The 21,582-nt window shown below is 64.3% G+C and carries 14 protein-coding genes; 12 read left to right on the forward strand and 2 right to left on the reverse strand.

What is annotated here, in order from left to right:
* Window positions 1-15: 15 nt before the first annotated feature.
* Window positions 16-3,117 carry an efflux RND transporter permease subunit gene (locus OA2633_RS11735; RefSeq protein ID WP_009802773.1) on the forward strand — a complete coding sequence of 1,034 codons (3,102 nt, stop codon included), beginning with the start codon at window positions 16-18 and terminating at the stop codon, window positions 3,115-3,117.
* Here OA2633_RS11735 and OA2633_RS11740 read toward each other — a convergent pair.
* Window positions 3,114-4,907 (reverse strand): glycosyltransferase family 2 protein, encoded by a 1,794-nt coding sequence (locus tag OA2633_RS11740; RefSeq protein ID WP_156776229.1) that lies wholly within the window; start codon window positions 4,905-4,907, stop codon window positions 3,114-3,116. The genes OA2633_RS11735 and OA2633_RS11740 overlap by 4 nt on opposite strands.
* A gap of 283 nt (window positions 4,908-5,190) precedes the next feature.
* Here OA2633_RS11740 and OA2633_RS11745 point away from each other — a divergent pair, with 283 nt between their 5' ends.
* The 4 genes from OA2633_RS11745 (at window position 5,191) to OA2633_RS16165 (ending at window position 9,923) form a co-directional block, all read left to right on the forward strand.
* On the forward strand, window positions 5,191-6,126 hold the full coding sequence (locus OA2633_RS11745; RefSeq protein ID WP_009802775.1) for a hypothetical protein: 936 nt from the start codon (window positions 5,191-5,193) through the stop codon (window positions 6,124-6,126).
* Between the two features lie 147 nt (window positions 6,127-6,273).
* Complete coding sequence (locus OA2633_RS11750) at window positions 6,274-8,205, forward strand: hypothetical protein (protein ID WP_009802776.1); 1,932 nt, start codon at window positions 6,274-6,276, stop codon at window positions 8,203-8,205.
* 98 nt (window positions 8,206-8,303) lie between these two features.
* On the forward strand, window positions 8,304-9,668 hold the full coding sequence (locus OA2633_RS11755) for a hypothetical protein (RefSeq protein WP_009802777.1): 1,365 nt from the start codon (window positions 8,304-8,306) through the stop codon (window positions 9,666-9,668).
* A gap of 72 nt (window positions 9,669-9,740) precedes the next feature.
* Entirely contained in the window at window positions 9,741-9,923 is a 183-nt protein-coding gene (locus tag OA2633_RS16165) for a hypothetical protein (RefSeq protein ID WP_156776231.1), read from the forward strand.
* A gap of 3 nt (window positions 9,924-9,926) precedes the next feature.
* Here OA2633_RS16165 and OA2633_RS11760 read toward each other — a convergent pair whose 3' ends face one another.
* Window positions 9,927-10,727 carry a DUF1295 domain-containing protein gene (locus OA2633_RS11760; RefSeq protein ID WP_009802779.1) on the reverse strand — a complete coding sequence of 267 codons (801 nt, stop codon included), beginning with the start codon at window positions 10,725-10,727 and terminating at the stop codon, window positions 9,927-9,929.
* A gap of 163 nt (window positions 10,728-10,890) precedes the next feature.
* On the opposite strand from OA2633_RS11760, the gene OA2633_RS11765 reads away from it, so the two are divergent.
* The 7 genes from OA2633_RS11765 to gspD all read left to right on the forward strand — a co-directional run bounded on the left by OA2633_RS11765 (window position 10,891) and on the right by gspD (window position 21,580).
* Window positions 10,891-11,235, forward strand: coding sequence for a helix-turn-helix transcriptional regulator (locus tag OA2633_RS11765; protein WP_009802780.1), 345 nt, complete (start codon window positions 10,891-10,893; stop codon window positions 11,233-11,235).
* Window positions 11,232-12,116: an MBL fold metallo-hydrolase gene (locus tag OA2633_RS11770; protein WP_009802781.1), complete on the forward strand. Its 885-nt coding sequence runs from the start codon at window positions 11,232-11,234 to the stop codon at window positions 12,114-12,116. The genes OA2633_RS11765 and OA2633_RS11770 overlap by 4 nt, the downstream gene beginning before the upstream one ends.
* A gap of 9 nt (window positions 12,117-12,125) precedes the next feature.
* Window positions 12,126-12,557, forward strand: coding sequence for a TIGR01244 family sulfur transferase (locus OA2633_RS11775; RefSeq protein ID WP_009802782.1), 432 nt, complete (start codon window positions 12,126-12,128; stop codon window positions 12,555-12,557).
* 316 nt (window positions 12,558-12,873) lie between these two features.
* The gene (locus tag OA2633_RS11780; RefSeq protein ID WP_040612669.1) at window positions 12,874-15,804 is read left to right on the forward strand and encodes a hypothetical protein; all 2,931 of its coding nucleotides are present in this window, start codon (window positions 12,874-12,876) and stop codon (window positions 15,802-15,804) included.
* A 78-nt stretch (window positions 15,805-15,882) separates the two neighbouring features.
* The gene (locus OA2633_RS11785) at window positions 15,883-18,603 is read left to right on the forward strand and encodes a TonB-dependent receptor domain-containing protein (protein ID WP_009802784.1); all 2,721 of its coding nucleotides are present in this window, start codon (window positions 15,883-15,885) and stop codon (window positions 18,601-18,603) included.
* 125 nt (window positions 18,604-18,728) lie between these two features.
* Complete coding sequence (locus OA2633_RS11790) at window positions 18,729-19,589, forward strand: type II secretion system protein N (RefSeq protein WP_009802785.1); 861 nt, start codon at window positions 18,729-18,731, stop codon at window positions 19,587-19,589.
* Between the two features lie 5 nt (window positions 19,590-19,594).
* Entirely contained in the window at window positions 19,595-21,580 is a 1,986-nt protein-coding gene (gene gspD / locus OA2633_RS11795) for a type II secretion system secretin GspD (RefSeq protein WP_009802786.1), read from the forward strand.
* Window positions 21,581-21,582 lie beyond the last annotated feature (2 nt).

Raw genomic sequence — 21,582 nt, forward strand, 5'->3', positions numbered from 1 at the left:
CCGGGAGCGACAGTCATGAGCAAGAGCGCACAGTCTGAAACGGGCGGCCGGTTCAACCTGGCCCGCCTATCCATCGAACGCCCGGTCCTGACCTGGCTGGTGATCCTGTTCTGCCTGTTTGGCGGAATACAGGGCTTCACATCGGTGGGACGTCTGGAAGACCCCGCCTTCACCATCAAGGAAGCCATTGTGGTCACGCCGTATCCCGGCGCCACGGCGGAAGAGGTGGAGGACGAGGTCACCGAACGGCTCGAGACGGCCATCCAGCAGATGAGCCAGCTGGACGAGGTGTTCTCCGAAAGCTCGCCCGGCGTCAGTGAAATTCACGTGCGCATGCGCGACGAATTTGATGGCACGGAGCTGCCGCAGGTCTGGGACGAGTTGCGCAAGCGGATCCGCGACGCCGCCAGCTCGCTGCCGCCGGGTGTCGGGGAGTCCGTGGTGCTCGATGATTTCGGTGATGTCTACGGCATTCTGTATGCCGTGGTGGCGCCGGGATATACGGACCGCGAGATCCGCGACATCGCCGATGATCTGCGTCGCGAGCTTCTGGTCGTGGACGGGGTGTCCAAGGTCCAGGTCTCCGGCGTCCCCGAAGAGCGCATCTATATCGAGATTTCCCAAGAGGATCTGGCGCGTCTGGGCCTGCCGGTGGAAGCGGTGCTGTCCACACTGTCCAACGAGAACGCCGTGGTGTCCGCGGGCGAGGCGCCGTCGGGCGACCGCTTGCTGCGGATCGAGATGCCCCAGTCCATCGGCGGGGTGCAGTCGATCGAGAACCTTCTGATCTCGCCGCGCGATTCAGGTCAGACCCTGCGCCTGTCCGATATCGCCAATGTCACCCGGGCGCCGGTCGAACGCGCAGACGTCTACATCTACCATAATGGCGAACCCGCCTTCACGCTGGGCGTGTCCGGGTTGGCGGACGCCAATATCGTCGATGTGGGCGAAGCGGTCGAAGCCCGTCTGGCCGAGCTCGAGCAGGACCTGCCGGTCGGGGTCGAGCTCAAACCGATCTATGAGCAGCACACTGTCGTCGCCGAGGCCACCAACGGCTTCCTCGTCAATCTCGCCCTGTCGGTCGGCATCGTGATCGGCGTGCTGTGCCTGTTCATGGGCTGGCGGGCCGGCGTGACCGTCGGTGTCGTGCTGCTCCTGACGGTGCTCGGCACGCTGTTCTTCATGAACGCCTTTGACATCACCATGCAGCGCATCTCGCTGGGCGCGCTGATCATCGCCATGGGGATGCTGGTGGATAACGCCATCGTTGTGACCGAAGGCATTCAGGTCTCCGTCCAGCGCGGCGAGGACCGGATGAAGGCCGCCGAGGATGCGGTCTCCTCCACCAAATGGCCGCTTCTGGGCGCGACGATCATCGGCATCATGGCGTTCTCTGGGATCGGGCTGTCCCCGGACTCCACGGGCGAGTTCCTGTTCTCGCTCTTCGCCGTGATCGGCATATCATTGATGCTGAGCTGGATCCTCGCCATCACGGTCGCCCCGATGATCGCCTATCACCTGTTCAAGGGCGAGAAGGCCGACCCGGACGCCGACCCCCATGATCGCGGCATGTATGGCGTCTACCGGAACATGCTGGTCCTGGCGCTCCGGCACCGCATCGCCACGGTCGCGGCGCTGGTGGTGATCTTCATCGGCTCAATCTATGGCTTTGGCTTTGTGCGCCAGGCGTTCTTCCCCAACTCCAACACGCCCATGTTCTATGTGAACATGACCATGCCCCAGGGCGCGGACATCCTGGACACCGATGAGGTGATCCGCGATGTGGCCCGGTTCGCCGGCGAGCAGGAGCATGCCCGGTCTGTTGACGCCTTTGTGGGCCGCGGCGCTACGCGCTTCATGCTCACCTATGCCAGCGAACAGCCCAATCCGGCCTATGGTCAGCTGATTGTCCAGACCCGGACGCTGGATGAGATTCCGCCTCTGGCGGACGCCATCCTGGCCTATGTCAGCGACACCTATCCACAGCTCGAGGCGCGATCCGAGCGCATTGTCTTCGGTCCGCCCTCGGGCGCGCAGCTGGAAGCGCGCTTCATGGGGCCGGACGCCGAAGTGCTGCGCACGCTGGCCGAAGAAGCCATGCGCCGTCTCAACGAGGCGGGCGAGTTCCGCGATCTGCGCACCGACTGGCGCAATCGCGAGCTGGTGCTTGTGCCCCAGATCCTGCCCGAGCGCGCCCGCACCATCGGCGTGACTCGCGGCGATGTCGCCGAGGCCCTGAGCTACGCCACATCCGGGTCGCGCGTGGGCGTGTTCCGGGAGGGTGATCTTCTGATCCCCATTATCGCCCGGGCGCCGGAGGCTGAACGCGCCACGCCGGACAGCCTGACGGACCGTCTGATCTGGAGCCCGTCGCAGAACGCCTATGTGCCGATCAGCCAGGTGGTGAGCGGGTTCGAGCTTGAAGCGCATGAAAGCCTGATCCAGCGCCGCAACCGGGTGCGCACCCTGACCGTGCAGGGCAATCCGGGATCGGACGAGACTACCGCGGCCTCCGCCTTCCCGCGCTTCGCCGAGATCGTCAGCCAGATCGATCTGCCCCATGGCTACACTCTGGAATGGGGCGGGGAGCACGAAGCCTCGAGCGAAGCCAATGAATCCCTGGGCGGCGTGCTGCCCCTGAGCTTCCTGGTGATGCTGGTGACGAGCTTCCTCTTGTTCCAGAGCGTGCGTCAGCCGCTGATCATCTGGCTGATCGTGCCGATGTCGATCTGCGGCGTCTCGATGGGGCTTCTGGCGACCGGTGTGGCCTTCTCCTTCACCGCGCTTCTGGGGCTGTTGTCGCTCTCGGGCATGCTGATCAAGAACGCCATCGTTCTCGTGGACGAGGTGGATCAGCGCATCAACAAGGGCCAGGCCCGGTTTGACGCCATGGTGAAGGGCTCGGTCAGTCGCTTGCGGCCGGTGCTGCTGGCGGCGGGGACGACGATCCTCGGCATGACGCCGCTGATCTTTGACGCCTTCTTCCAGGGCATGGCGGTGACCATCATTTGCGGACTCGCCTTCGCCACCGTGCTGACCATGATCGCAACGCCGGTCTTTTACGCCCTGTTCTTCCGCATCAAACCGGACGAGGTCGAGGGCAAGGCTGCGGCCTAGCTGGCGAAGGGCGGTTTCTGACGGGGCTTGGGCGCGTCAAAGGCGCGCTCAGCCGCCCTGTCGGGATAGATCAGAGAAAGCGTCGAGCCGAGCGTGTAGTACGAGCGCAGGAAGCGGAAACCCATGTAGAGCGGCAGGATCGGAATGAGATCGAGTCGTCGCCACAGGATCAGCACGAACAGCGCCAGCACGAACGGCATGCCTATGATCACCGCGATCACCGTGGCGAAGCCGGGATGGCCGTAGACGCCGCCGAACAGGAAGAAGACCACGAGGCCGTAGATCAGAAGCGGCGTCATCATCGCCCGCCGCGCGCCGTTCAGGAGGGTGAAGGGCAGGGAGACATTGCCGATCACCGAGCCCTGACGGAACAGCACGTCCCGGTTATGCGCCGTCACATGATAAAGCGAACGGAACCAGCGCGTGCGCTGTTCACGCAGGAAGGCCAGGGAATCGGGAGTCTCGGTGTAGAATTTCGCCTTGGGGTCCGCGACCATCCGATAGCCCAGAGACGCCATGCGCAGCGTGATGTCGGTGTCCTCGCCATTCATGCCTTCGGTGAAACCGCCCGCCTCGTCCAGGGCGGACTTGCGGTAGATCACGAACATGCCGGGCAGGCCGAAGACGCCGCCAAACGCGCCAAAGCCGACCTGCACAAATCCATGGCGCAGCAGCACCTCGATGGCGCGCACCTTTGAGAGCAGGCCTTCGCCTTCATGGGGCAGGGGCAAGCCGCCCACGCCGCCAACCTTGTTGCTGGCGAAATGGCGCATGGCGACTTTCAGGGCGTCGCGTCCAATGACGGTGTCGGCGTCGATCCGGACCACAAAGCCTTCCTCGATCAGGTCGAGACCGCGGTTCAGCGCCCGGGCCTTGCCGGGCACGGTGCTGGCGTCTACCCGCCAGCCGGCCAGATGCTCACATTTCGCCAGCGTGTTCTCGGCCAGTTGCGCGGTGTCGTCGCTGGAGCAGTTCTCCATCACGATCACCCGCACATCGCCTTTATAGCGCGCCGCGGCGGCGTCCACGGCCAGCAGCGTTTCGCGGATCTGGTGCGCTTCATTATGGGCGGGGATCATCACGGCGACAGGCGGCGCGAAGGCGCGCCGGCGCGAAACCTGATTGCGGAACCAGCCGATCAGCGCAAGCTGAACCCCCATTACTTGCTGGGCGAGGAACACCCCCGGGCCCATCCCGCCCAGAAGCGCGATGGAGCGTAGATACTCTGCTTCGGGGGCGTACACGGTGGAGACCAGTACGGCCGTTAGTGCGGCGATGGCGCCTGTCACGAACAGGATGGCGTATTCGTGCAGTTTGCCGCCACGCAGGACGGGCGTGCCCGAGGCGATGGGCAGACGGGCCTGGCTGATCAGCGTGTGCGGGAAGATCACAAGTCCGGCCATGCCGACAAGAAATTGCTGGAAATGCACCGGCCAGACTGCGCTCGCGCCTCTCCAGCTCGCCCAGGCGGCCAGGTCCACCAGCACGCAGGCCAGGGCGAATTTCACTACGAAGCTGAACAGCAGGACCGTGCGCTTGCCCGCCGAGCCGTGGGCGAACAGCGCATAGGTGAGAAAGAAGCTCAGAAGGAAGGTGCGGACCGGCAGAACCGCATTCATCCGGTCAGCCGTAAAGCCGACAAAATCTCGCGGTACGTCCAGGTCGAGCGTGGCGCGCGCCAGTTCCGGCAGCGCCAGCAGGATGATCGCGAAAAAGGTGAAGGTGACGAGCGCGACATCCTGCACCCATCTCGGTCGGGCGATCGATACGCCCGCTGGGGCGGAATCCACGGATCTGAAAAAATCGGCGGTGCGCCCCTGATCATCGAGGCGGGATGTCCCCGTGTCCCGTTTCCGGACGGAATCCGCAGGCGCATCAGCGGCATAGGGCTTGCCTGTGCGGGTGCGAAGCGCGGGGTCTGTGTCCTTGAGCGTGGGCGCGACGCCTTACCGCTTCATGACGCGTTCAGGTTCGCCCGCGTACTGGTTTAACTGTCAGACTTAACGAAGCATTAAAGTCTGGTTTTCGGAAGGGCAATTCATCTGCCTTCGCAGATGGGTCAAGGGTGGGACGATGAACGACTCCATGCGCACCTGCATTTTTGCTGTGGGACTGGCTGCGACCGCAGGTGTGGGCGCGGCCCAGGCGGACGGCCGGTTCGAGCTGCAATCCACCAACATGGTGACCCGATCCGATCCGTTTTCTGCGGATGAAGAACTGACCGCACTGGGCGCTGGGGTGTTCGATCTTGAGACAGGCTGGGATTCCAACACCTGGGTCCGCCGCGTCCAGCCTCTGTCCGGGCGTCAGGTCTTGCGCTTTGAGGGCCAGCTGCGCCTGCGAGGTTACCCGGACCGGGACGAACTCAACTCGGTGCTGGTGACGCCGCGCCTGCAATACTGGAACACGACCGCCGACAACCGGCTGCAACTGCGCCTGTCGGCGGGTTGCAGCGCCCTGAGCCGGGATGGCGACGCACACTGGACCCGTCCGGAAGCGGAGGCCCAGCTGCGCTATCGTCCCGAAGGCGGACGCGCGCTTGAAACCGTATTCCGGGTGCGCGCCAATGCCTATGACTTTGAACGGGCGAACCTGCAGGGGCTCGACTCAGAGCGGGTCCGCATCGGGGTCGAACAGTTCTTCCGTCCCATGGATGAAGCGCTTGTCGTGCAGCTGTCGGCCTATTTCGAACAGGCCGATGCGGACGAGGATCGCTTCTCCTTTGATGAGACCCGCCTGCGCGGCGAAATCATCTGGAATATCGATGACGCCAGCTCTGCGGCTCTGCTCGCTGATTATCGCGACCGGGACTATGAGGCGGCCTTCTCGACCCAGGAACCCTTCGCGCGTGCGGATGAACGCTTCGAGGTCGAGGCGCGCTATGAGCGCAAGCTGACCGAGCGCGTGAACGCCTTTGTGGCGGCGGGCTATCTGGACAATCGCTCCAATATTCAGGCCCGCGATTATGACGGCGCGACCTTCCGCGCCGGCTTCTCGCTCAGTCTGTGAGGGGCCGACACTCATGCTGATGGCCGAAACAAGATCGACCGGACTGGCGAGAACGCCAGCTGGAACCGGAAGATATTCACCCTCAAACGCGACTGGCGCTGATGGATCAGCCTGCCTGCACGCGATTGAGACAAGGGCGGGTCCGAGATGAAGACCAACCGCGAATACAAGCGCCGCTTTCCCTGGTTCTCCGCCTCGCTGGGCGTGATCGCGCTCGCCAGCGTGGCGACCCTGTTCGTCTCTGGCCAGCTCAATGCGGGGCAGGGCGAGTTCGGCCTGTTCGTGCGCCAGGTCTTTGATCGGCTCACAACCGCGCAGGCGGCCCTGGGGCGTGACGGCCAGTATGAGGTCAGCTTTGCCGACGCCGGCCATGAGGACGGTCTCGTCGTGTCCGGTTATCCCTCCTACGCCTCCGCCACCCTGCCGCTGGTTCGGGACCAGAAGTCGCGTGCCGTGCGGCTGGTGCTGAACGGCCGTCAGGATGTCAGCGTGGAGGCGGTCACCGCCCTGAGGGTCACGGTGAACGGGCGCCGGGTCATGGAGCGCGTGCTGGCGCCGGGCCAGCGGGACTTCAACTGGGTGTTTGATCTCAGCGACATCGTGGATGGCTCGACAGAAGCGCGCATCGGCGTGCAGCTCGCGGGCGATGTGTCCGCAGAGGTCTGTCATTCGGACCGTTCCATGGGCGCGGTTCTGAGCCTCGCCCCGGAGTCCGGGCTCGAGATCGAGCTGCAGGGTCCCCTGACCTCGGTGCGTGACGTGCTGGCGCTGACCCCGCGTCATGTGGTGATCGCCATGGATGAGGGGGATGACTGGTTTGAAATCTCCACGCGTCTGGGTGCGCGCCTCAACCGCAACGGATTTGTCGTGAGCATGATGGATCTCGCTGACGCCACGGCTGCAGTTGAATCGGGGCTTGAGGGCGTGATCCTGGCGGCGTCGCGTGAAAATCTGCAGCGGGCCGGTTTCCAGCCCGTGGGGGACAGTGCTGCGGCGGGCGCCAGCCTGTGGCGGCGCGCCGGCGCCACCATGGTCGCCGTCACCGATGCCGAGCGCATCGATACGATCCGCTTCCTCACCAGCGAGCTGTCCACCATCGCCCGCGGCGTCTCGGTCGACCCGGTCCAGTTCCTGAACGCGCAGGGCCCGGCGGTGCTGTCGCTCGAGGCTCTGGGCGTGGACACCAGCGTGCAGCAAGTCTCCGATCGTCGCGAATGGCGGTTCGATTATGAGCTGGCGAATGCGCCCCGTGGTCGCGCGGCTGACGGCGTGGGTCTTGATTTCCGTCTCCCCGACGGGCCGGTCGGCGTGACCACGGTCGCCCATGTGGCGCTCAACGGTCAGCTGATCGATTCCCGCCGTCTGGCCGGGGCGGGCCAGGTGCGGTACCGCGTCGACCTGCCGGAGAACGGACAGGGACTGACGAACGAAATCGCCGTGGCGCTTCAGCGCCAGCGCGAGGATGGCGGCTGCGAGATCTCCCAGCAGCGCTACCCCGTGCAGCTGTCCAGCGAGAGCGCGCTTCTGTTTGACGGCTCCGGGCGAGAGCGGGGCTTCACCGCCCTGCCCGAGCAGTTTGCAGGCGGTCTGGATTTGCGCCTGCCTGATATGATGAGCCCTCGGCAGCGTCTGGTGATGGCGCGGGTGACGGCGGAGGCGCTCGCCCTGTTCGCCCCGGCGGATACGGCTCTGAGCTATCGCTTCGTGCCGACAGACAATGGCCGCTCCGAGCCTGTGGATCGGCCGTTCCTGGCGATCAACAACGCGCCGGCCAATGTCCGGTCGCCGCTCCGGGTCTATGCGGACCGGCTTGTCATGCAGGCAGGCGAGGGCATGGATGTGGATGTTCGCGCCCTCTCCAACCTGACCCTGCTGCAGGTGTCCAGCGCGGAGCTTGCGCCGACCGAGGCGAATTCAAGACCTCGTTTCGCGCCCGGCCTTGTGGTGCATGCCATTGATGATGCGCCCTCCATGCTGGGCGCCTATCTGGGCCCGGATTCGCTGGCGATCATTCACGCCGATGGCGTGGCGATGGCGCCGGGCGGACAGGGGCTGCCGAACGTGGTGGGCTTCGAATAACCCATTTCACTCTATGTTAAGACCTTCGCAAGGTCGGTGCGCTCTGGTGTGTGTCTAAATGACTTAGGGACCGGGGTGATTCGCTCCGGCTGGGACGTATGGAGCTGGCCACCGCTGATGCTGTTCAACCCCGGGACGGGGAGGCGGCGTTCATCCTGCAATTGCGTCCGCCGGCGACGGCGCACGCCGAGGCGCTGGCCGCGGAGCTCGAGCGCTTCACCTCTCTGTATCTGGAACGCGCAGCAACAGATCATGTGCGCTTCACGCCGCTGGGCGCGCTGACCTGGGCGCTTTGCGCGCCTTCAGCGAGCGTCGAGGACGTGGACGCGGCCTGTGATGCGCTGGCGCAGACCCTGTTCGGTGATCCCGCCAGTAAAGCGGTGCATCTGGCCCGCCAGCCCGATCACCCCCGGGATGAGGATTATCACATCAGCAACCAGTCGCTCTCCGACGAGGAGGGCGAGGCTGTCATGGATGATCTGGCGGAACACGAATGGGATTTCGGAACCGGTCAGGACGACGAAGAGACGGAATGCGCCGGTTCTAACTCTACGCCTTCGGCTCTGTCTGCGTCGCTGGATGAGGATGCGGATTCCATCGATCTTGATGATTTCGTGCCGTCTCCCGAAGCGCAGGACGACTGGGAGCTGGAACGTCCGCTGGAAGCGGACACCCTGGCTCTGGACGAGGATGAGCTGGAAGCGGCCTTGTCCGACGCGGATGATGCGACTTCCGACGATGAGTCGCAGGATCTGAGTGCGCCGGACGCGACTGAAACGTCCTTGGACGTGGATGAGGGCGAATTCGATTCGATGGACATGGCCGAGCATGCGGCCGATCCGATGACAGAGACTGCGCCGACGATTGATGAGCCGGCGTTCGAGAGTGGCCCCGCGCCGGCATCCGATGATGAGCCGGACCTGTCCTTTGATCTGGAGCAGGATGCGCAAGCGCAGGACTCCCTCGATATTGAGGACGAGCTTGAAGAGTTCGTGCTTGAAGGCGAGGAATCCCGTCCGCCCCATCCGGGAATCTGGGACGAGGATGTGGATACGGTCGATATCGATGATATCGCCGCGTCCGCCCTGCACGAGACCCGCCTGGGGTCCAATCTTGATGTGGCAGCGGAGCTGAATGCGTTCCGTGAGGAAATGCGCGCCATCGCCCGCTCCATTCCGGCGGGCGGGCTGGATGACACCCTGTCGGATTTCCGCGCCAGCCTTGAATCACTGTCTGGCGAGTTGGGGCAGCGTGTGGATGGCGCCGCTCAGCGTATCGAGGCGGCGGTCGGCCAGCTGGATGTGGATCGTTATGATGCGGCCAGCCAGCGCGTGGAAAGCGCGGCGAGCCTGATGGAGACCAGCATTCATGAAGCGCTTGAAGCGCTCAAGCGCGCCGGAGCGGCCATGTCCGCGCCCACAGCGTCTGACATGCTGGACGCGCAGGACCGGGATTCGGTCTAGTCCGTACCTTTCTGCTTGTTAATGAACATCGTGTAATGTTATGCTTCTGTCGTATTCGCCGGGGAGGGCGCTATGCGACTGATTATCGTAATGGCCGGTGTGGGCCTGTTGAGCCTGGGCGTCGCCGGATTGGCGATGACGGGTCTGAAGACCGGTCTCTGCAAGCAACAGACGGAAGAAGCGATTCGCTTTGTCGAGCGCTTTCTGGACAGCGCGCCGGACGGTTTCGACTTTGCGCCGGTGCGTCGCAGCTAGCACTTAGCCCTTGAAGCGGAACAGCCGCGGGATGATCGCCGGGGTGCGCGCCTTGTAGGCGGCGTATTCGGGGCGTCGGGCCTCCAGTCCGGCTTCCTGCATGGGGACCCCGGACAATCTGAACAGGGTAAAGGTGACGAAGAGCGGTCCGGGCAGCGCCAGGACGCCCCATCCGGTTTCCGCTGCAATCAGCCACAGCCCCCACCAGACACAGATTTCCCCGAAATAGTTGGGATGACGGCTCCGGGCCCACAGGCCGGTGTCGAGCACCTGGCCGTGCCGACCCGGATCCTGGCGGAACCGATGCAGCTGATGGTCCGCCAGCGCTTCGTATGCGATTCCGAACAGGGCCAGCGCGCCGCCCAGCATGGCCACGGGGCCGAGCGGCGTCAGGGTGGCGAAAGCCTGGCCCATCTGAACCGGCAGGCTGGTCAGCCACAGGAGCACGGCCTGGGGCAGGAAGATGAAGACCAGCGTCGTGCGGGCATAGCTCCAGCCGCGCTTCTCGCGCACATCACTGAGCAGCTTCGTGTAGCGCCGGTCCGCGCCCTCCCGACGCCACCGCAACAGCAGATGTGCGGCAAGGCGCAGCCCCCACGCCAGAACAAGGCCGAGCACCAGCATGTGTCGCCATGTCGCGCCGGGGGAGGCGGCATGGCCGACCAGGGCGATGAGCACGATCCCGAGCGCCCAGAAGGCATCAATGAAGCTGGGATCGCGATGAAACTGGGCGATCGCCCAAAGGATTGAAAACAAACTCAGAACTGCAGCCAGATTCAAGGCGAGCAAAGGCAGGACGCTCATGGTGCGGGACAGGCTCCTCTCGCCGAACGGGTGGACCGTCCGATCAGGCTGATGGTCTGACGTCATAAGATCAGACGTCCTGACTGAGTGGAAGACTTGTCAGCGCGCGCGAAGATTTCAATTATCAAAATTGGAAACTTGAAAGCCGACAAAGGGTCGCCCCATGGTCGCCGAGACTGACATGGCCGAACTTGAACTGACCGAGCTGCGCGAACGCGCGGACGAGGTGGCCAGCCTGATGAAGATCCTGGCCCATCCCGGGCGTCTGCTTGTGGCGTGCGAACTGATGGAAGGCGAATGCTCGGTTTCTGAAATCGAGATGCGCACCGGCGTGCGTCAGCCCAATCTGTCCCGCGATCTGGCGCGCATGCGCGACGCCGGTCTGGTCTCGCCGCGACGCGACGCCAAGCATGTCTATTACAGTCTCGCGGACGCCCGCATCCAGAAACTGGTGGCGGCGCTGTGTCTGGCGTTTGGTCCCAAAGCCGGCAAGGGAGGCGCTCAATGACCACGCCATCTGCGACCCCGATCCCGACCGTCAAGGCGTTCTTTGATCCGGACACCTTCACTGTCAGTTATGTGGTGTCGGACCCGGCGACGCAAAAAGCGGCCATCATCGACTCCGTACTCGATTACGATGCGAAGTCCGGCCGGACCAGCCACACGAGCGCGGACGCCATCATCGCCTATGTGAAAGAGCAGGGGCTGGATGTCGACTGGGTGCTGGAAACCCATGTCCATGCCGACCATTTGTCCGCCGCGCCCTATCTGAAGGAGAAGCTGGGCGGTCAATTGGCGATCGGCGCCAATATCCGCACCGTGCAGGATGTCTTCGGCAAGGTCTTCAATGCAGGGAGCGAATTCCAGCGCGACGGCTCCCAGTTCGATCACTTGTTCGAGGATGACGAGCGGTTCAGCATTGGCGAGCTTGAGGCCCGCACCCTGCATACGCCCGGCCATACGCCAGCCTGCATGACCTATGTGATCGGCGACGCCGCCTTTGTCGGCGACACGCTCTTCATGCCTGATTTCGGCACGGCGCGGTGTGACTTTCCCGGCGGCGATGCGCGCACGCTTTATCGCTCGATCCAGAAAATCTTCGCCCTGCCGGACGAGACGCGCCTGTTCATGTGTCATGACTACAAGGCTCCGGGTCGGGACGAATTCGCCTGGGAAACCACAGTGGCCGAAGAGCGCGCCAGCAACATTCATGTGGGCGGCGGCATTGTTGAGGACAGCTTCGTCGCCATGCGCGAACGCCGGGACGCGACGCTGGACATGCCCACTCTGATTCTGCCCAGCGTTCAGGTGAACATGCGCGCCGGGGAATTGCCGCCCGCCGAGGATAATGGCGTGCGCTATCTGAAAATCCCCTTCGACGCGCTGTAGGAGAGAGCCATGACGCCGGTTCAGGTCAGCCCGAGCTTCTTCATATCCTCGCAGATTGCGCCTGAAGACGTGACGGCGCTTGCAGAACAGGGCTTTGTCGCGCTCATCAACAACCGTCCGGATGGCGAAGCGCCTGATCAGCCTGATTCCATGGACATCGAGGCCGCGGCGCGGGCTGCGGGGCTTGCGTATCTGCATGCGCCCATGTGCGGCGCCGAGATATCCCTTGCCGATGTCGAACGCATTCATGACCTGACCGAGCAGGCCACGGGCAAGGTGCTGGGCTTCTGCCGATCCGGCGCCCGGTCCATGCTGGGCTGGGCTCTGGCCCGGTCCGAGGACCTGCCGGCTGACGAGTTGATCGCGCTGGCGCGCGGAGCAGGCCACGACCTGTCACAATGGCGGAGCGTGTTCGACGCGCGTTACGCCGCGCACGGGTGAACGCAGTACGCGGTTCGCCCCTGGCGGCGCCTGTCACTCAAATTTCATAAAACCGAAAATGGATCGTGCATGGGCGCCACACCTGGCGCGAAGGCCTGCCATGGCACGGGATTCAGCCTGCGCATGGGGCGATGACACGCTGTGCAATGCGAGCCTGAACCCGTGCAACGGGCTGTGTCATGGCTTCGTCACGGTTCTGAAAACCCGGCGTTACAATCTTGCTGTCTTTTCACGCCCCGAGCGACCGCCTGCGCCATTGGCCAGTGCGGCGTGCCTGAAGTGTTGCGCCACTCAAAGTCCCTCGGGGGGTTCTCTGATGAAAGTCCAAATGTCCAAGATCAAGCTGCTGCTGGCGGGCGTGTCTATCGCCGTAATCGCCGCGTGCTCGGATTCGTCCATCTCTTCGCCGGGCGAAGGCCAGCTGCCGACGCCGCCGGTTCCGACCAATCCGAACCCGCCGACCCCGCCGTCTGCGGCGGTTGACGCCCGTCCGGCGGGCGGCTGCCCCACGGGCTTCTCGTCCCTGACCCAGACCCTGGGCAGCGTTGAACTCACCGCCTGCCAGACCTCGGGCACCCTTCTGGCTGACACCACCCTGCCGGGCGCGTCCGCGACCGCAGGCCAGGGCGCCATCTACTTCCTGAACGGCCAGGTCGCCGTGGGCACCGACGCGGGCGGCGACGCGGCCAACCCGCTGACCGGTTCGACCTCCGCCACCCTGACCATTGGCGCTGGCGCCTACATCGTCGGCGGCACGACCGCTGACTACCTCACTGTTTCGCGCGGCTCCCAGCTGGTCGTGGACGGCGAGCAGTTCAACCCGGTGATCTTCACCTCGTCCGACGATCTCGAAGCGACCCTGTCTGACAATCCGCGCGGCTTCAATGACGGCGCGAACGCGGAATGGGGCGGCATCATCCTGAACGGCCGCGCGCCGATCAACGCCTGTGACGATCCGGCCGCCATCGGCGGCACGGCCGATTGCGAAAAATCCGGCGAAGGCAATTCGGGCCTCTTCGGCGGCAACGACGCGTCTGACAATTCCGGTCGTCTGAACTACATGCAGGTTCGCTTTGCGGGCGCGGAAGTGACCGCGGACAACGAGCTGAACGGCATCGCCTTCCAGGGCGTCGGCAACGGCACCGAAGTCGATTACGTCCAGGTCCACAACAATTTTGACGATGGCGTCGAGTTCTTCGGCGGCACCGTGAACGTCAAGCACATGGTTCTGACCCAGATCGGCGACGACTCCATGGATTACACCGATGGCTGGACGGGCAACGCCCAGTTCGTGCTGGTTCAGCAAGGCGCGCTCGACGGTTCGCGTTCGGGCGACAACGGTTTTGAATTCGACAACTTCGAAGACAATGACGACCGTGAACCGCGCTCCAACCCGACCATCTCCAACTTCACCCTGATCGGCACCCAGGACACCGGCATGCTGATCCGTGAAGGCACCGCGGGCGACTTCCTGAACGGCGTCGTCACGGGCTTCCAGGACGAGTGCCTGCACATCGACGACAGCTCGACCCAGTCCCAGGCCGCCGCCGGCGCCCTGACGCTGAACTCGACCCTGTTCTCCTGCGACGTCCCGTTTGCGGATGAAGAACTGCCGGCCTTCGTGCACGCTGACTTCTTCAACGGCGTTGCGCCCTCTTACACCGCCAACCAGAACAATGTTCAGGCGTCGTCCACCCTGGTGGGCACCTTCTTCCCGGGCGCCAACGAGCTGGCTGTCCCGGCGCTGAACCCGACCGCCGCTTCCGTGGTGGACGCTGACCGTCGCGCCTTCTTTGACAGCGTGAACTATATCGGCGCGTTCTCTCCGAGCGAATCCGCAGGGAACTCCTGGGCCACCGGCTGGACCTTCGGCCTGTTCCCGGAAGTCACCGAATGCCCGACGGGCACCGTGGCTTCGGGCGAAACCATCGGCAACCAGTTCGTCTGCCGCATCACCGGCACCGTCGACCGTGACGTCCGTCTGGTCGCCGGCCCGCTCTATGAACTCGTGGGCGTTGTGTTCGTCGGCATCGACGCTGGTCCGGACGCCGCCAACCCGAGCACGAACGCTCTGGAAGCGACGCTGACCATCGATCCGGGCGTGACGATCTTCGGCCGTTCGACCGCTGACTACCTCGTGGTCTCCCGCGGCTCGCAGCTGCAGTCCAACGGTTCGCGCGGCGCGCCGGTCATCATGACCTCGCGTGCGGACATCCTGGCGACGGCCGCTGGCAATGACCGCGGCTACAACACTGGCAACAACGCCGAGTGGGGCGGCCTGATCATCAATGGTCGCGCACCGATCAACGCCTGTGACGATCCGGCGGCCATCGGCGGCACCATCGATTGCGAAAAGTCCGGCGAAGGCTCTTCGGGCCTGTTCGGCGGCGCGGACGCGTCTGACAATTCCGGCTCCATCCGCTATACCCGCGTCCAGTACGCCGGCGCGGAAGTGACCGCGGACAACGAGCTGAACGGCATCGCCTTCCAGGGCGTCGGCAACGGCACCACGGTCGAGTTCGTCCAGGTCCACAACAACTTTGACGATGGCGTCGAATTCTTCGGCGGCGCGGTCAACGTCAAGAACCTGCTGCTGACCCAGATCGGCGACGACTCCATGGATTACACCGATGGCTGGACGGGCAACGCCCAGTTCGTGCTGGTGATCCAGGGTGATCTCGACGGTTCGCGTTCGGGCGACAACGGTTTTGAATTCGACAACTTCGAAGACAATGACGACCGTGAGCCGCGCTCCAACCCGACCATCGCCAACTTCACCCTGATCGGCACCCAGGACACCGGCATGCTGATCCGCGAAGGCACTGCGGGCGACTTCCTGAACGGCGTCGTCACCGGCTTTGGCGACGAATGCCTGCACATCGACGACAGCTCGACCCAGACCCAGGCCGCCAATGGCGACCTGACCCTGCGCTCGACCTTCTTCTCCTGCGCCACCTCGTTCGCGGATGAAGAGCTGCCGTCCTTCGTGCACGCCGACTTCTTCAACGGCGTCACGCCCTACACCACGAACGTGAACAACGTTCTGGGCACGTCCTCGCTGACCCAGGTCTTCGTGCCGGGCGCCAACGAGAACGCCGTCATCGCGATCGACCCGCGCACCGACACGGTGATCGACGCGAGCCGCCGCAGCTTCTTCACCAGCGTCGACTATGTGGGCGCCGTTGAGAACGCGGCTGACGATCGCTTCACCGGCTGGACCCTGCTGCCGGCCGGCGCACCGAACTAAGGCCAGAGCCCTTGGATGGTCGCCTCACCCCTCAGGTGAGGCGGCCGCTCCTGTGAAACCAATGAATTGGGGACTATGATGCTTAAATCTCGCATCGCGTTCACCGCGGCTCTGCTGTCTGGCGTCTGTGTGACGCCTCTGACGGTGGCTTCAGCGCAAGAGGCGGTCGACGCCTCCCAGGCGGAAGACGTCGTGGTGGTTCGCTACCAGTATGTTCCGGACGACAAGCGCGTCACCTCCGAGGTGTCGAGCTTCCTGTCCGCTGACGATTTCGTGCTCACCGGCGACTCCAGCGTGGCTGATGCGCTGGGTCGTGTTTCCGGCATCACCATCTCGGACGGTCGCTTCCCGGTCGTGCGCGGTCTGAACGAGCGCTATTCCAACACCCTGCTGAACGGCTCGCCGCTGGCCTCGCCGGAACCCCTTCTGCGCGCCGCGCCGCTGGACCTGTTCCCGACGAGCGTCGTGTCGAACGTTCTGGTGCAGAAGACCTTCTCGCCGCAATTCCCCGGCGAGTTCGGCGGCGGCCTGATCTCCATCGAGACCTCTGCCCTGCCGGCGGAAGGCTTCTTCGAGATCGGCACGAGCCTGTCGGCTGACACCGAGACCAACTTCAACACCGGCCTGCTCCATGATGGCGGCAGCAATGACCGCTGGGGCTTCGGCGACAACACGCGCGAGATCTCCGACGAGTTCAAGCCGCTGTTCGAAACCAGCCGCGTGGGCGCCGACAACCGTATCTGGGATGACGAGACGCTGGCCCGGTTCGGCCGCTCGCTCGAAAACTCCAAGCTCTGGGTCATCCAGGAAGGCGATATCGAGCCGAACTGGGGCGTGGACGCCTCGGGCGGCCAGCGCTTCGAGTTCGACAATTTCGCGCTCGGCGTTCTGGGCTCGGTCGGTTTCGACAATGACTGGCAGTCCAAGGACGGCCGCCGCGGCGACATCACCGCCGGCAGCTCGGTCGTGTCGGGCGAGACCATCACCCAGAACACCGATTATCGCTTCATGGAGACGACCAACGACATCTCCCTGAACGCGCTGGGCTCCATCGGCGTCGAGTTCGGTGAGCACGAGATCCAGTTCCTGACCCTGGTCCTGCGCTCCACCGAAAAGGAAACCCGCTCTGAGTTCGGCAATCTGCTGCCGACCGAAGAAGACGATTTCCGCGACGATTCGACCGCGTTCTACGAGCGTCAGGTCTACACCTACCAGCTGTCTGGCGATCACATGTTTGAATCGCTGGGCGAGCTGGAGGCCAGCTGGCGCGCCGCCTTCTCCGACGCGTCCCGCAATGCGCCGAACCAGCGTCGCGCCCGCTACGAGTTCGAGACCGTGAACGGCGTCGAACAGCTGGTGCTGCGTCCGGACACCCGCGGCAACAACATCTCGTTCAGCCGCGTGGATGAGGAAGTCACCGATTACGGCATCGACTTCACCCTGCCGGTCGAAGCCCTGGGCCTGTCCTGGGAATGGAAAGCCGGTTACGCCTCCAACACCCGCGAACGCTCCGCGTTCAGCCGGGACATGGCGTTCTCGGGTTCGTCCTCGAACCTGTTCCGCTCGGCGCGCGTGGATTACATCTTCGCCGATCCGAATATCGGCGTTCCCGCGGAAGGCGGCACCTGGCAGATCCGCGAACGCGGCGCGTCGGGCGCAGCTGACGCCTATGCCGGCGAGCTGGACGTTCAAGGCGCCTATATCGCCACTGACGTCGAGATCACGCCGTTCCTGCGCGCCGCTCTGGGCGTCCGCTGGGAGGATGGCGAGCTGTCCACCCGCACCTTCAACTTCGACAATGCGGGCCAGTCCACACAGGTGACCACCCAGGAAGACTATCTCCTGCCGGCGGCCACGCTGACCTGGACCTTCGCGGACAATCTGCAGGCGCGTTTCGGGTACTCTGAAACCATCACCCGCCCGCAATTCCGTGAACTGGGCTTTGCGCTCTTCACCGACACTGAGCTTGACCAGCGCTTCGTGGGCAACCCGTATCTCGTGGACACCGAGATCACCAACTATGACGCACGTCTGGAATGGTATTTCGGCCGCGATCAGTTCCTGACCGCGGGCGTCTTCTACAAAGAGCTGGAAAACCCGATCGTTGAATATCTCTTCAACGCCGCGGAAGAGCCGGTGAACTCCTATCTGAACGCGCCCGAAGCCACGCTCTACGGCTTCGAGATCGAGTTCGAGAAGACCTTCGACATGGCCGACACTTTCGGCGATGACGGCTTCTGGAGCGACGCCGAGGTGTTCGTGAACACGAACTACACCTACAGCCAGTCGGAAATCTCGGTGAACCAGACCGATACCGTAATCGCCGCCGGCGTGCCGGCGGGCGGCTCCACCGACGTGGTGGTGCCGAACGAAGTGGCCGCTTTCTCGCGCATCCTGGATGGTCAGCGTCTGAACGGTCAGTCCGATCACATCGTCAACCTGCAGATCGGCTGGGAAGCCAAGAGCACCGGCACGCGCACCGCGCTGCTGCTCAACTGGAACAGCGACCGCGTTCGCACCATCCAGTTCAACGTCTCCGTGGACAATCCGACCACGCCGAACGTTGAAAGCTCGGCCTTCTTCCCGGAAGTGATCGAAGAGCCGCCGCTCACGCTGGACCTGGTGCACAACCGCACCCTCAGCGTGCCGCGCGCCGGCGATGTCGACCTGCGTTTCGCCATTCGCAACATCCTGGGCGAGGACTATTCCGCCTACCAGGAAGCCTTTGGCGAAGAGCGCAACTTTGAATCCTATGATCTGGGAACCACGTTCTCGATCAGCCTGAAGAAATCCTTCTAGGCCAGGGTTCGATCCGAGACAGGGAGGCGGGCTTTCTTTCGGGAAAGTCCGCCTTGCTGCTTCTCATTGTGTGATAATTCCCGTTACAGTCCGCCCGCTCCGGACCGAGGCGAACATCAAGAGCCATGACCCGCACCCAGTCTCCAGCCACAGCCACCCCCCTGATGCGCGTGAACCGCGCACTGGCCACGGCCTGCGCTGTCCTGGCGGCGCTCATGCTGGGCTGGCTTGTCGCACGGGCGATCTGGTTCGGCCTGTTCGGCGCTGCGGCTCTGGATGTGCGCATCGAGCCGCCGCGCGCCTTGTCCGTCGCCTCCGCCTCTGACCCCGCTTTGGCGCAAGCGCCCGCCACTGGCTTGTTCGCCGCGCGCGGCGGGCCGGCGGATCAGACCCTCGAGGCGGCGCCTGAAAGCCGTTTGAACATCTCCCTGCGCGGGGTGCGCGTGGGCGCCAGCGAGCAGGACGGATCCGCCATCATCGACGCCGAGAACGGGCGCCAGCAGATTGTCCGCGTCGGCGACGAGATCGCCCCGGGCATTACGGTCGAGGCCATTCATCCCGACCGGATCGAGATCAATCGCCGCGGCGCGCGGGAGTCCCTATATCTGCGCGACCGCGAACGCCGACAGGCGCGCCAGGCCGCCAGCGGGACGCCCGTGACGCCTGCTGCAACCCAGACCCCGTCTTCCTCTCCGCGTACGCCTGAACTCGACCAGCTGATTGAGGAGCTCGATCTGGGCCCGCATCTGCGCGACGGCCAGCTGATCGGCTTTGACATCGGCTCGGACGCCAATCGCGACTGGCTCGCCCGCTTCGGGCTCGAGCCGGGCGATGTGATCCTCGCCCTCAATGATACGCCGGTCAGCGCGCCTGATGCGCTGGCCCGGGCCCTCTCGGCGTCAGGCGATGTCCGCCTGAGCCTCGAACGGGACGGCCGACGCCTGACCCTCACACCGTCCGCGGCCGACGCCGCCCGACAGGAGTAAGCACCGTGACCCTGCTGTCTCGCATCCTCATTCTCGTCCTGGCTCCGGCTCTCCTGATCGGCGCGGCCTTCGCCCAGTCCAATGGCGGGCAGACACTGAACTATCGCAATGCCGAAATCGGCGCGGTGATTGACGATATCGCCCTGATGACGGGCTTCACCTTCGTGCTTGATCCTGATGTGCGCGGGCTTGTCACCATCGTCTCCGAAGCGCCGCTGACCGATGAGGAAGTGTTCCAGGTCTTTCTCTCCACGCTGCGGGTGAACGGCTATACGGCGGTGCAGACGGCGCCGGGCGTGTTCCAGATCGTGCCGCAGGCCGAAGGCGCCCGCGCCGGCGCGCCCATGCAATCGGCGACACGGGATGGCGATGTCTTCCTGACGCGGGTCTATCGCCTGAACAACACCTCCGCCCGCTCGGCGGTGCGCGCCGTGACGCCCATGCTCAGCCCGTCAGGCGCTGTGAATCCGGTGGAGTCCGGCAATCTTGTGGTGATCGTCGACTTCGCCTCGAATATCCGCGCCATCGAAGCGGCGCTGCGGGAAGCGGACCGCGACACCTCCACCGTGGAGATGCTGACGCTCGAGAACCTGCCGGCGGAAGAGATGGCGTCAGTCATCGCCCGGCTGCGCGAGCGCAATCAGGGCGGCGAGGATCAGGCGCCGTCCAATGTGACCGTCGCCGCCGTTCCGGCCTCCAACGCGCTCCTGCTGCGCGGCGAGCCGTCGGCTGTGGGCGAAATGATCTCGCTGGTGCGCCGCATTGATGCGGTCAGCGCGTCCACCCAGACGTTCCGTGTGGTGGCGCTCAACCACGCCCAGGGCGATGACCTGCTGCCGATCCTGCAGCAATTCGCCGAGGCGATGAGCGGTCCAGAAAGCGTGGGCCGACCGGTCTCCATCGCCCATCACCCGGCGACCAACTCGATCATCATGAACGCCGATCCCGATGTGCTGCGCGAGCTGGAGCAGGTGATCAGCCGTCTCGATGTGCGCCGCCCGCAAGTGCAGGTGGAAGCCATTGTGGTGGAGATCTCCGACCAGACCGCACGCGATCTGGGCGTTCAGTTCCTCCTGGCGGGTGACGGCGATGACGCAACGCCCTTCGCCTATACCCGGTATGGCTCGACCCGCCAGCCTGACCTTCTCGCGCTGACAGGCGCGCTTCTGACGGGCGGGCTCAGCTCTGGCGATGGCGAGACCACCTCCAGCACCGATGTGAATCTGCGCAATCTCGCTTTGTCCTCGCTGGTCAATTCACGAGGCGGCTCGTTCGGCTTTGGCGGCGAGCTCAATGACGGCTCTCTCTTCGGCGTCATCGTCAATGCGCTCGACAGCGATACCGATTCGAACGTGCTGTCCAAACCGCAGCTGATGGTGCTCGATAACGAGGAAGCCAATCTGATGGTGGGTCAGGAAATCCCGATCACTACGGGAGAAACCCTGGGCTCGAACAATTCCAACCCCTTCCGCCAGATCGAGCGCGAAAGCGTGGGCGTGCAGCTCTATGTGCGTCCGCAGATCAATGATGGCGACGCCATCCGCCTGCAGATCCGCCAGGAAGTCTCATCCGTGGCCGGGCCGGTCAGCGCCGATTTCGTCGAGCTGATCACCAATCAGCGCAAGATCGAGACGACTGTGCTCGCTGATGATGGCGAGATCATCGTGCTGGGCGGCCTGATCGAGACCGATGAGCAGGAAGCGGAAAGCGGCGTGCCGGGGCTCAGCCGCATTCCGGGCGCAGGGCGTCTGTTCCGCAATGACAGCCGCTCCACCACGCGCCGCAATCTGATGGTGTTCATCCGGCCCACCATCGTGCGCGATGCGGCCAGCATGCGCGACGTCACCCGGATGAGCTATGATTACGCCGTGGGTCAGCAGCGCGAAGCCACGGGCGGCACGTCCAGCCTTGAATCCATTGTCGACATGATGATGCGCGGCCAGCAGCCGTTTGCGGGCCCGCTCCCCGGTGACGATGCGGGGCGGGAGTAAGT

Source organism: Oceanicaulis sp. HTCC2633 (assembly GCF_000152745.1).
In the GTDB taxonomy this organism is placed as follows: domain Bacteria; phylum Pseudomonadota; class Alphaproteobacteria; order Caulobacterales; family Maricaulaceae; genus Oceanicaulis.